The 12,798-nt window shown below is 44.0% G+C and carries 9 protein-coding genes; 2 read left to right on the plus strand and 7 right to left on the minus strand.

Features of this window, described 5'->3' with window-relative positions:
- Window positions 1-185 precede the first annotated feature (185 nt).
- Together Q6344_04890 and Q6344_04895 are read right to left on the minus strand one after the other, a co-directional pair.
- Complete coding sequence (locus Q6344_04890; protein ID WLG14674.1) at window positions 186-1,154, minus strand: c-type cytochrome; 969 nt, start codon at window positions 1,152-1,154, stop codon at window positions 186-188.
- A complete protein-coding gene (locus Q6344_04895; GenBank protein ID WLG14675.1) occupies window positions 1,154-2,530 on the minus strand; it encodes a cytochrome c in 1,377 nt (458 codons plus the stop codon). Before Q6344_04895 ends, Q6344_04890 begins: the two co-directional genes overlap by 1 nt.
- 254 nt (window positions 2,531-2,784) lie before the next feature.
- Between Q6344_04895 and Q6344_04900 the strand changes: the two genes are divergently transcribed.
- Window positions 2,785-4,890, plus strand: coding sequence for a PhnD/SsuA/transferrin family substrate-binding protein (locus tag Q6344_04900; GenBank protein WLG14676.1), 2,106 nt, complete (start codon window positions 2,785-2,787; stop codon window positions 4,888-4,890).
- 36 nt (window positions 4,891-4,926) lie between these two features.
- Complete coding sequence (locus Q6344_04905) at window positions 4,927-5,604, plus strand: response regulator (protein WLG14677.1); 678 nt, start codon at window positions 4,927-4,929, stop codon at window positions 5,602-5,604.
- A 100-nt stretch (window positions 5,605-5,704) separates the two neighbouring features.
- Here the strand turns inward: Q6344_04905 and Q6344_04910 are convergent, their stop codons facing one another.
- The 5 genes from Q6344_04910 to metG all read right to left on the minus strand — a co-directional run bounded on the left by Q6344_04910 (window position 5,705) and on the right by metG (window position 12,513).
- Window positions 5,705-6,499, minus strand: coding sequence for an ABC transporter ATP-binding protein (locus Q6344_04910; GenBank protein WLG14678.1), 795 nt, complete (start codon window positions 6,497-6,499; stop codon window positions 5,705-5,707).
- 31 nt (window positions 6,500-6,530) lie between these two features.
- The gene (locus tag Q6344_04915; protein WLG14679.1) at window positions 6,531-7,430 is read right to left on the minus strand and encodes an ABC transporter permease; all 900 of its coding nucleotides are present in this window, start codon (window positions 7,428-7,430) and stop codon (window positions 6,531-6,533) included.
- Between the two features lie 430 nt (window positions 7,431-7,860).
- The gene (locus Q6344_04920; GenBank protein ID WLG14680.1) at window positions 7,861-8,901 is read right to left on the minus strand and encodes an ABC transporter substrate-binding protein; all 1,041 of its coding nucleotides are present in this window, start codon (window positions 8,899-8,901) and stop codon (window positions 7,861-7,863) included.
- A gap of 146 nt (window positions 8,902-9,047) precedes the next feature.
- Window positions 9,048-10,100 carry an ABC transporter substrate-binding protein gene (locus tag Q6344_04925; protein WLG14681.1) on the minus strand — a complete coding sequence of 351 codons (1,053 nt, stop codon included), beginning with the start codon at window positions 10,098-10,100 and terminating at the stop codon, window positions 9,048-9,050.
- A 313-nt stretch (window positions 10,101-10,413) separates the two neighbouring features.
- The gene (metG, locus tag Q6344_04930) at window positions 10,414-12,513 is read right to left on the minus strand and encodes a methionine--tRNA ligase (protein WLG14682.1); all 2,100 of its coding nucleotides are present in this window, start codon (window positions 12,511-12,513) and stop codon (window positions 10,414-10,416) included.
- Between the last annotated feature and the right edge of the window lie 285 nt (window positions 12,514-12,798).

The following is a 12,798-nucleotide window of genomic DNA, read 5'->3' on the forward strand; positions in this document are numbered from 1 at the left end:
TATATAGTGACGAGCGAGAAGTTTGTAGAAGCATTAACTATAGATAACAAAAAAACCTTTAAGAAAAATGTATTTTCTTAAAGGTTTATCGTGTCTATGCTCGCTCACAAGCGAGCATAGAATGATGTTTGCTTAAGTAAAGTCCTCTTAAGTGAAGTCTTTATAAATACCGTCTTCTTAATATATCAGTAACGCGCGTCTTTAGGTTTTTTACCATTTGGCCAATCATTGACCTTACCAGCAAAGTCAGGGCGCGGCTGATGAGTAAAGAAGTGCGCCACATCGACGGCATCTTGATCGCTCAGCACATTTCCGTGACCCCATAAGCCTTTGGTCTGAATACCCATCGGCATGTTGTATTTTACAAAGGCAGCCGCCTTGTAAGTACGTGCCATACCAGCACCGATGTTAAAGGATTCATCGCCCCATAATGGCGGGAACACGATATCGCCGCGACTGTCTTTGATGCCTTCGCCATTATCACCATGACAAGTTGCACATTGAGCTTTATAAATTTGTTCGCCGCGGACAGGATCTGGGATTAGTGATTCATCCACTTTACCTGCATTTTGGATATCGACTTTTTGCTCTTTTGGGGTGTTTTGCGACAGCCACTTCATATAAGCCAACATTGCCAGCATTTCAGGGGATTCAGGTTTCAACGGTTTGCCATTCATTGAGCGCTGGAAGCAGCCATTAATACGTTTGGTTAAATCAACTTCCTTACCAGATCTTGGCATCACGCGCGGATAGAAGTTATAACTATTGATATACGGGTCGCCAAGTGGGATTTTACCTTGTGAGATATGGCAACTGTTACAGTTCATTTGCGCGCCAACGTGCTCTGGGAGTAAGCGCTTGGTTTCGTTTAATAAGCGTTTACCATAAAATATCTCATCAGCATTTGGTTCATCCAAGATAGAGGTATCTTGCGGCAGCACATAAGTGCCGATATCTTCGTTGGCATCATCAGCAGTGACTAAGCCGTACTCAGGCGCATTCTGCTCGATAGGCTCGGGCTGTGAGCAACCACTACTGATAGCGGCGATACTGAACGCTGAAGCAGTAAGGATAGCGGTGGTTAAGTTGCCCATATTGATTTTTTGAGAGATAACGCTAGCAATAGTAGGCAAGTTGAGTGGAGATTTTTTCATTATTCTGCTCCTTTTGTTTGCGCATCAATACTTAAGTCTGGGGCAATATCCGTACTGGTTTTTGGTTTTTTGGCGAGGAAAGCCCGCATTTTTACCACGTCATCGACATCGATTTCAGGCGCTTGGTTGGTCCAGCTATTACGGACATAATTGACCACCTCTGCCACATCTGCATCGCTAAGATTACTGAATTCAGGCATAGTAAACGCCATACGGTCATGTGGGGTTTCAGGCATACGACCACCGCTTAAGGTAATCTGTAAGACCGAATCGGCATTGTTAGAATAAACCGCACTATTGCCATCAAGCGCTGGGAAAATACGCGCGACTCCTTTACCATCGACACGGTGACAAATTTGGCAATATTCGGCGTACAAAATCGAACCGCGTGAATCATAGTCGCCATCTAGTAATTTTTGCGTAGTGATGTCTTTTTTCGCAGGCAGTGTGGCTTCTTTGTTTGGTGCTGGCGTTAATGTTTTAAGATAAGATGACATGGCGTTGATGTCGTAGTCGGTCATATACTGAGTGCTATGCTCAACCACTTCGGCCATGGCACCAAAGGCAGCAGTGGTATCAGTACGACCAGTTTTAAAGAAGTCATTTAATTCTGCGACCGTCCAAGTGCCAAGTCCGCGATGCTCACCGCGGATACTTTTGGCGCGCCAACCATCGATGATTGCACCGCTCAAATACTTGTTAGAATCTGCATTACTTAGAGTGATTTCTTGAAAGCCAATACCGCGCCCAGTGTGACAAGAGCCGCAGTGCCCAGGACCTTCGACTAAGTATTGACCACGAGTCAATAGGGCATCGTCTGTTTCAGGGACAAAGTCACGCTTGCGATCAAATAAGACCTGCCAGTATGCCAATGGCCAGCGCCAGTTTGCTATGGGAGGGAGCTCGCTTTTTAGATTGGCTTGCTTGACGGCTTTGACATCGGACATAAAGAAAGCGTACATCGCGGCTAAGTCTTCGTCTGGCATGAGCTGGTAAGAGGGATACGGCATAGCAGGGTATAAGGCTTTATTATCACTGCGTACCCCATGCTTCACGGCGTTTTTAAAGTCGTCGAAACTATAGTTGCCGATGCCAGTTTCTTTATCGGGTGTGATATTGGTCGAGTAAATTGCCCCAAGTGGCGTTAGCATAGGCAGACCGCCTGCATAAGTCTCGCCATCGAGCGTGGTATGACACGCGACACAGTCAGCAGTGCGCGCGATATATTCGCCCTGCTTGATGAGAGCAGGATCAGTGATATTGACCTCGATATCGCTACTGTTGGTGCGCATATTTGGCAATAATTGCCCAATAATAAAGGCAACCACCAGCCCGATGATGGCTGCTATGATTATAATCAGTGGCCATTTTTTCATAAGCCCGCCCTCCATAAGATATTTTTACTAAGCTTATAATTCATCACCCATATTTCATGAGGTGTATTAATCATTCTTATTGAAATCAAAATTGAAATCGAATATTTGTGATTTAAGCTCAGCGAATTAAAAGTTACACGACTGTCATATAGTATAGGGTAGCGGGTAATATTGTGATATTGTGGAAAACCACATTATAATTAAGGTTTTTGCTTATAATGTACGTTTGGTAGGTCAAATATAAGGCTAGGTGTATGCATAAAAAGTCTAAAATTTGGACTATCTTAAAGGCTTGTTTTATTACCGTGGTAGCATGGGCTGCTTGGTTGCCGCTATCTAATGCCACCGCCCAGACTTACTATTTAGGTGTGTTGGCACCGCAAGGCGAGACAGCCGCACAAAATCGCTGGCAGCCCTGGCTTGACGAGCTTAATGATCAGTTATCAGATGACACCGTGATATTGGTACCTTTGGCGCTGGAGAATTGGCAACAGCAAATAGAAGCACAGCAGTTTGCGCTAGTGCTTGGCCCGCAAGTACAGTTTATAAAAATGAATACCATCAGGTGGCGCTGGCTGGCTACCTTACAAACAGAGACGGCTCAATTAAATAGCAATGCGCAAAACGCTCGTGATAAAAGTTCTCGTGATAAAATTTTTAGCAATCAAGGATTTGATGCTGAGGGTGTTAATGGGCAACAATCGCAAAATCAGCTATCGACGACAGTCACCCTCGCCAATGAATTTAATAAGCTAAATGAATATACGCCATTAAAACAGCCGAGTGCGATGGAAGAGGTCGCCAGTGCTTTATGGGTCGCTGCCGACAGTGATATTTATCGTTTGCAGGATTTGGAGCAACGGCATATTGCTGCCGTCGACACTGACGCATTTGGCGGTTATTTATTGGGCGCGCATTTATTACAGCAAAATGGCATTATGCCAAATCATTACCAAACACAGTTTGTCGGTTATCCGATAGAGCGCACTTTGCATGCCTTGGCTAGCGGCAAGGTAGACGCTGCTATTACGCCGCTTTGTCTGATGGAGGAGATGGCAAGGCGCGGTCAAATCAATGATAAGCAATACCGTCTCATTCATCCAGTCACCACTGTATCCAGCTGCCACTCTTCAACGAGAATATACCCAAATTGGACATTGGCCGCGACCGAGCAAGCGCCAGATGCTTTGGTGCGCCAGATCAATCAACATCTATTTGGCAAGAGTCAATTAGAGCAGCGCTGGTTGCCAGCAGAATCGAGTAGCGATGCTGAGCGCATTCTTTATGAGATGAATCGTCATCCCGCCCAAAAGCAGCTGAGCGCGCATATGATCGACTGGATAAAGGCGCATCGATTGTGGATGGCTGTGATTATTTTGGTTATCCTGATATCGACAGTAAATTATGCTTGGATGAGCTGGCTAACATGGCGGCGGCAAAAAAAGATAGTGCGGCAAAATAGACTAATCCGTGATTATGATCAGCAGTTACACCAATCAGAGCGCTTTGCGGTCATCGGTGAGATGAGCGGTGCTATTGCTCATGAAATCAATCAGCCGCTGGCAACCATTCAAAATTATGCGCAAGGGTTATTGATACGCAGTCGACATGCAAGGTTGTCTAAAAATGCTATCGGCATAGCGCCACTTGATAATGCGGCAACAGAGAATGCTCTACAGCAGATTGTCAATGAAACAGAACGTGTCGCTGCTGTAGTGACTAATATTCGCCGCTGGGCTGGACGGTCGCAAGCGAATGAAACTCGTGTCGATATCTCAGCTATCTATCAACAGTGCATTTTATTATTGGGTGAGCAAGCAGTAGGTGTCAATTTTTGGCTGGCAAGTGATTATCAGCATTTAACCTTGCCAAATTTACTATTAGATCAGTTACTGATAAATAGCATGACCAATGCTGCGCAGCAAGGGGCGACCAATATCATGCTACGCTGTCAGGCAGAAGAACACGATGGCAAGCAATGGTTGGTATTGCATCTAAGCGATGATGCTGGCGGCTTTGATCAAGCCCAGCTTAAAGCACAGCACCTACCAGAGAACCTACCCAGTCAGTATGCTACTCAATCAACAAAAGCAGACGGTCTAGGATTAGGACTGATGATATGTCAGCGTTTATGCAAGTCATTGGGCGGTATGATGCAGCTAAATAATATTGATGCCGAATGTGAAATTGAGCAAGTTTACCAAGTAATGAGCAGTGAGCAGCGCCGCTTTAAACGTAGCTTAAATGGTAAAATCCAGCTACTACAAATCAATGCTAACTATCAGATGTCAAACACGGTGGGCGCACAAATATCTTTTTATCTGCCATTATCTTTAGCGAATAATGATGAAAAACTCTAATGAATATCAATAATGTATTTAGCCATAAGGTCACATATGACGTCTAATCAACTCTCAAATGAGTCTACGTGCTGGCAAGATAAAAGCAGTCATCTGTCTGACGATTTATCAGGCATTACGCCAGAATCGCTTATCATTCATATCATTGATGACGAAGAAAGTGTGCGCATGTCCTGTGATTTTTTGATTAGCAGCTTAGGGCTATCGACCAAAGTGTGGGCAAGTGCACTGACGTTTTTGCAACAAGTTAATATCTATCGTCCAGCAGTGATTGTGAGTGATTTGATGATGCCAGAGATGAGTGGTCAAGCGCTACAGGTACATCTCAGTCAACAGGATAGCCCTATGGCATTGATAGCGCTAACTGGAAATGGCGAGATTGCTGATGCTGTCAATATGCTGAAGCAAGGTGCGGCTGATTATCTGGAAAAACCGATTAATAGCCGCCGGCTACAAGAAGCGCTTGCATGTGCGCAAGACCTCACTCTAAAACGCGCCACGCTTTATGATATTAAAAAGCTCTATGCGCAGCTGACCGATAAAGAAAAGCAGGTTGCCAATGAATTGTTAGAAGGTAATTTGAATAAAAATATCGCTGATCATTTAGACGTTTCTGTCCGTACGGTAGAGGTGCATCGTTCACAAGTGATGAAAAAAATGCAGTCACAACATGTCAGTGAGTTGATTCAAAAGTTAGTATTGCTTGATGCTTAAAAATTAAGACAGTCGTACCAATTAAAGCAGTCATAAAAAAACGCCTGATATTAAACAGACGTTCTATTTTTTCAAGAGTTGAAGAATTTTGCTAAGTTATTTAACTCAATATCAAGCTATCATCTTCGACTTTTTCGCCGCGCGTTTGCTCAAACATATCAAGTAAGTCATGTACAGTCATGCCTTGACGTTTATCACCAGCCACATCTAATACTACTTGTCCTTGATGTAACATCACTGTTCTGGTGCCATGCGCCAATGCCTGCTGCATTGAATGCGTGACCATCATCGTTGTAAGCTGATTGTCCGTCACAATCTTATCGGTCAATTCTAAAACGAAAGCAGCAGTCTTAGGATCGAGGGCAGCAGTATGCTCATCTAGCAATAAAATTTTGGAAGGTTGCAGTGAAGCCATCAATAGGCTAACAGCTTGACGTTGACCACCGGATAACAGACCCATACGGTCAGTCAAGCGATTTTCTAGCCCCAATTTTAATACTGATAATTTTTCGCGAAATAAATCACGGTTATTTTGGTTGAGTGCAAAGCTCAAACCACGTTTGCCGCCGCGCTTATAAGCCAGCGCCATATTTTCCTCGATGGTTAATGCTTCACAAGTTCCCGCCATCGGATCTTGGAAGACACGAGCTACCCAATGGGCGCGTTGGTGCGCGGTCTTTTTGGTAACATCGATACCATTTAATAAGATTGAACCGCTATCGACGCGCGTGGTACCACTGACCGCATTTAAAAAAGTTGATTTACCCGCACCATTGGTACCGATGACAGTGACAAATTCACCATCAGCGATGTTGAGATTGATACCGCGTAGGGCAGGGTTTTCAATGGGCGTTCCAGGATTAAAGGTCAACCGCAAATCTGTAGCTTGCATCATAATAATTATTCCTTATGGTTGCACATTGACATTAAGCCCGAACTTTACGACTTAAAAATTTATTTTTAGCTTTTGGCAATACCAAGGCAAATACGACGAGTAGCGCTGTAATCAAGTTTAAATCTTGCGGGCCAAAACCAATACTACGTAGCGTATCGCTCGATAGCGCCACCTGAATAAATAGCTTATATAGCACCGCACCGACGACCACGGCAAAGGTAATCAGCCAAATACGCTTGGCAGGAATGATGGTTTCACCAATGATGACCGCTGCTAAACCGATGACAATGGTACCAATACCAATCGAGATATCTGCGCCACCTTGAGTCTGCACAAACAATGCACCTGCTAGAGCAATCAAACCGTTAGAAATCGCCATACCAATGATGGTCATCCATGAGGTGTTAATGCCTTGCGCCTGTGCCATTCGGAGGTTGGAACCCGTCGCCCGCATCGAAAGACCCGTTTCGGTACTATAGAACCAGTTTAAAAATAACATGGCAGCTATCACCACGACACCAATAATTAGACAGCGCATCCAATAACCGTTGCCATCCGTGACCAAGGTGCTAAAGACCGTGGTTTCACCCAATAATGGCAAGTTCGGTGCACCCATAATCCGTAAATTGATAGAATATAGTGCGACCATTACCAAGATACTGGCAAGTAGTTGCAGGATGCCAAGTTTGACGTGTAGCCATGCCGTAACAATACCAGCAACGGAACCTGCCAACATACCGAAAGCACAGGCAAGCCATGGGTTGACACCAGCGATGATAGAAATACCAGCGACAGCGCCACCTAGTGGAAAACTACCGTCAGCGGTCAAGTCGGGGAAGTCGAGGGTGCGAAATGAGATCAGCACACCAAGTGCTACTAGGCCATAAATCAGACCGCTTTCAAGTGCACCAAAAAAAGCAATTAAAGACATAAGAGATCAGTAAGTCATAACCAAGCGTTTAGCCACTAACGTTCTAATATCGATTCATAGAATGAGTGCGTGAGATAGATCAGCGCTGTCTCATCTATACGTCAATTTTAGCTAAACGACTAAGCGGTGAATTTAACAGATTAAACAATCTGCGGTTAGGGTAAACCAAAACATGTCACGATCAACAGCTATCATAAGCTACCTAGGTTCAAAGCTTTGATTAAAAAAAGGGCAAATTTAGAAATGACGCAAATACTTTATATTTAATCAATGTGGTTTAAATAAGAAGCCCAGCCTACTGCTTCATAGCTGGGTTTCTGATGTTAAACATTTAGCCTCATCGCATAAAGGTAGATGACGGCTGACACCAAATCCATCAAACTCGGTATCTACCTTATGATAGCTGTAATGAGCTAGCTATAAAAGTGCGTTATTCTACCACTTCTTTTGCTTTATCGATAACCGCTTGTGACAAAGTAATGCCTTCTTCTTTGGCATGCTTTGGACTAACGTATAGATCCAACATTTGCGGGGTGTAGACAGGAATAGCGCCTGCTTTTTCACCATTTAAAATACGTACCACGATTTTGCCTGTTTCGCGACCAAGCTCGTAGTAATTCACGCCCAATGCAGCAACGGCACCACGCTCAACTGAGCTAGTGTCAGACGCAATCAGTGGGATTTTGCTCTCTTTAGCGACTTGATATAGTGATTCGTAAGCCGATACGACGTTATTATCGGTTGAGGTGTAGATCATATCGACCTTACCTTCGAGGCTACGTGCTGCCATCGCAATATCAGTACTACGCTGGGCAGGCGCTTCGAGTACATTGATACCTAGTGGTGTCAGTTTTTCTTTTAAGTTTTTCAAGATAATCGTTGAATTGACTTCGCCTGGGCTATAAACATAGCCGACATTTTTTAGACTAGGAATGATTTGACGCATCAGCTCAATTTGTGGCTCATAAGGCAGTGCATCAGAGCCGCCAGTGACATTGGTGCCAGAGCCATCTAGTTTTGTCACTAGTTTGGCGGCAACTGGGTCAGTGACTGCTGAGAATACTAAAGGGATACTGCTAGTAGCAGCAGCTACTGACTGCGCTGATGGAGTACCAATCGCAACGATAACGTCTGAATTGTCTGCGACGAATTGCTTAGCAATCTGTCCAGCAGTAGCAGTGTTACCCTGTGCGCTTTGGAAATTAACCGTTAAGTTTTCACCATCTTTAAAGCCTGCTTCATTGAGCTCGTCGATAACGCCCTTACGGACGTCATCAAGCGCTGGATGTTCGACGATAGCCGTAATAGCGACGGTCTTCATCGCTGTGGCTGCATCGCCAGTAGCAGCTGTATCAGTAGTGCTGGTATCTTGTGCTGATTGATTACAGCCAGTCAAGATGGCAGTACAAACGCCACCTAATAATAGTGCTTTACTAAAGTTAAAATGACCAAAACGATTTTGATACAACATGGGTCTCACTCCTGAAAATAATAATGTGTCCGTACATTATTTAATTTATAGATAAAAGGTATAGATGGATAAAGGGTAAAGCAGTTATCTGTATAGAAGGCTAAATGTTATTTTTCAGTGCTACTTGTCAAAACTATTTATCCGTATTATTTATCCGCACTCTGCGCTTGTTTGTCGACATTAATGGCATTTTTTAGCAGCTCATCAGTCAGGCTGACGCCTTGCTCAGCAGCATGTTTCGGGCTTGCATATAAGGTTAAGGTATTCATCACTTCAGGCTTGACGCTGCTAACTGCTTCGCCATTTAACACACGATACACCATTTTGCCTGTGGTACGACCAAAGTCATAATCATTGACACCAAGTGCCGCAGTTGCACCACGTCGCACACTAAACTCGTCCGAGGCAATGACAGGAATATCAAGCTCATTGGCAGCACCTGCCATCGCTTCAAAGGCGGATACCACATTGTTATCTAGTGAGGTATAAATCATATCAACACGACCAGCAAGGCTACGAGTCGCCATGGCCACATCCGTCGGGCGATTGGCGGTGACGTCTAATATCTTAAGCCCACGTGCAGGCGCAGCTTTTTTAAGTTGATTGAGTACCACCACCGAATTGACTTCACCTGGACTATAAACATAGCCAATGGTTTTTGCATTAGGTACAATTTTTTGAATATTGTCTAGTTGCGGCTCGATAGGTAGCTCACTAGACAGTCCTGTCACATTAGATTGGATAGGCGTATTGTTTTCGTTAATGAGCTTTGCTGCGACAGGATCTGAGATAGCCGTATAAATAACTGGAACCGTATTAGTTGACGCAACGATAGACTGAGCTGATGGCGTCGAGATTGCCACGATGGCATCAGGGTTGTCTCCTGCAAACTGCTTAGCAATCTGACCTGCTGTCGCTGTATTGCCTTGAGCACTTTGGAAATTAATGGTTAGATTTTGGCCTTCCACATAGCCATTATCTGCCAACTCATCAATAATGCCGCGGCGCATCGCATCTAATGAAGGATGTTCGACGATTTGAGTGATGGCTAATGTCTTGGCAGGCTTGTCAGAATCTGCGGCGGCACTTGTATCTGTCGTTGCAGCAGTGTCGGTCGTGTTTGAGCAGCCAATTAATCCAAGCGCGGCGCTCATAGCAGCACCGAATAGGCTGAAGCGTAAAGTAGTAGCAAAGGTCATTTTATTGGGGCTCATAGGTTAGAGAGTGCAGGTTACCCGAGTCAATGTTATGTGCATGCTGAGATAACGGGCTAACATCAAAGTAATCAATCCATTGATCATTACGTCCATATTATGACAGTAATGTAACTTATGGCAATAAGAAATTAAAACGCGTTTGTCATTACTTCTATAAAGAACGTGCTGAGTCAATATTCATCGATATTATCTTCTATATAAGCACTGATTTTGGCGATTGACCAGCGATAGTTTTGGGACAATAAAAAAGATGCCCAGCTGGACATCTTTTTTGTTTGTTGAGTAAGCCTAACTATTAAGCAAGCACATCGCCAATCACGCAGTTGTCAGGCAAGGTAATCACCGTCAGCTGGGTTTTTGGATTGCCAGTTGATAGCACCATACCCTCTGAGACACCAAACTTCATTTTGCGCGGGGCAAGATTGGTCACGCAAATGACCTTTTTATCTAGCAACTGCTCAGGCTCATAAAACTTACGGATGCCGCTAAACACATTGCGGGGTTTGTCTTCGCCAACGTCTAGGGTAAATTGTAAAAGCTTATCTGCGCCTTCGACATGATTGCAGGCTAAAACGTGAGCGACTTTCATCTCAACTTTGGCAAAGTCTTCGATACCGATATAGTCAGCTTGCTCAGTATTTATATCAGCATCAGCTTCTTTTGCGGGCTTGTTATCTTTTTTAGCAACGGCTTTGCTAGCCACAGGAGCAGCAGCTTGAGCCAAAGACTCTTTTGACGCCTCAACCATCGCGGCAACGTCTTTTTCTTCGATACGCTGCATCAAAGGCTTGAACTTATTAATTTTATGACCCAGTAGCCACTCATTACGGCTGGCAAAGCTTAAGTCGTCAATGTTCAAAAACTCTTTGGCATTGGCGGTTAGCTCAGGCAATACTGGCGCAAGATAAACCATCAATTGACGGAAGATATTAATCGCGACCGAGCAAACATCTTGAACTTCTTGCTCTGCGCCTTCGACCTTAGCAAGCGCCCACGGTTTTTTCTCATCGATATATTCATTGGCTTTATCAGCACATTGCATAATCAAACGCATGGCACGCGAAAACTCACGGTTCTCGTAAGCGGCAGCAATCTCATCACCGGTTTTGGTAATGTCTTCTAATAAACTTGGCTCAGCGCAGACCTCTGTGAGCATGCCATCGTACTTTTTGACCAAGAATCCAGCGCTGCGACTGGCGATATTGACCACTTTACCGACTAGATCAGAGTTGACCTTTTGCATGAAATCTTCTAAATCAAGGTTGATATCCTCGACTTTATCAGACAGTTTGCTAGCAAAGTAATAACGCAAGTATTCAGGATGTAAGTGATCAGCATACGTTTCGGCTTTAATAAAAGTACCGCGTGACTTACTCATTTTTTCGCCATTGACCATCAAGAAGCCATGAGCAAAAACACCCGTTGGTGTACGGAACTCACTACCGGCTAGCATGGCAGGCCAAAATAGCGCATGGAAATAAACGATGTCTTTACCGATGAAGTGATACACCTCGGTTTTATGTTCGTTTTCTTGCGTCCAATAACGGTCGAAATCAAGCGCCTTGTCTGTACCTGCGCGCTTATCGCAGAGATTTTTGAAGCTCGCCATGTAACCGACTGGCGCATCGAGCCATACATAAAAATATTTGTCTGGCTCATCGCTTGGGGTATCTGGAATCTGAAAACCAAAGTAGGGCGCATCACGGGAAATGTCCCACGTTGCCAGACCTGCTTCAAACCATTCTTGTAGTTTATTGGCGACCGATGTTTGCAAGCGATTGTCACTACGCGTCCAATCCTTTAAGAATTGCTCAAATTCAGGCAAATTAAAGAAGTAATGCTTGGAGGTTTTTAGAATAGGCGTGGCATCTGATAACGTTGAATGCGGGTCTTTAAGATCCGTTGCATCATAGGTCGTACCGCAAACTTCACAGTTATCGCCATATTGGTCTGCCGCTGCGCATTCAGGGCAAGTACCCTTGACAAAGCGATCGGCTAAAAATAGCTGTTTTTCAGGGTCAAATAATTGTTCGACATCTTTGGTACTAATATGCCCAGCATCATTTAAACGACGATAAATCAGCTCAGAGAAATGTTTGTTTTCTTCTGAGTGGGTGGAGTGATAATTGTCAAAGTTAATCAAAAATTTAGCAAAATCTGCTTCATGCGACGCTTTCACCGAGGCAATTTGTTCCTCTGGCGTGACGCCATTGGCTTCTGCTTTGAGCATGATTGCCGTACCGTGTGCATCGTCTGCGCAGACATAAGTGACCTGATGGCCTTGCGCTTTCATGGCACGTGCCCAAATGTCGGTCTGAATATATTCTACAAGATGCCCCAAATGGATATAGCCATTGGCGTAGGGCAGCGCACTGGTTACTAGAATCTCACGCACTTTTATCACCTATATTTTTATATAAACGGGTTGGTTATCAAACGTCTTAAGCGGTTTTGAGCTATTAGACGCGATACTATTAATATCAAACTATCAATGCTAAAACGTATTAAGCAAATAAAAATTTAAAAAAGTGTGCCTATGATACCGTAATTCGGCCAAATTTGTGACATTACCTGAGTAATTAATATAGTCGTTAATAAAGCGATTAACTCTATACGGTATATAGAGTGTCAATCAATTATGAGAGATAAATAGTCGGTTGTATTTAGAGGTAGTAATGAG

This window comes from Psychrobacter cibarius, assembly GCA_030686115.1.
Lineage (GTDB): Bacteria > Pseudomonadota > Gammaproteobacteria > Pseudomonadales > Moraxellaceae > Psychrobacter > Psychrobacter cibarius_C.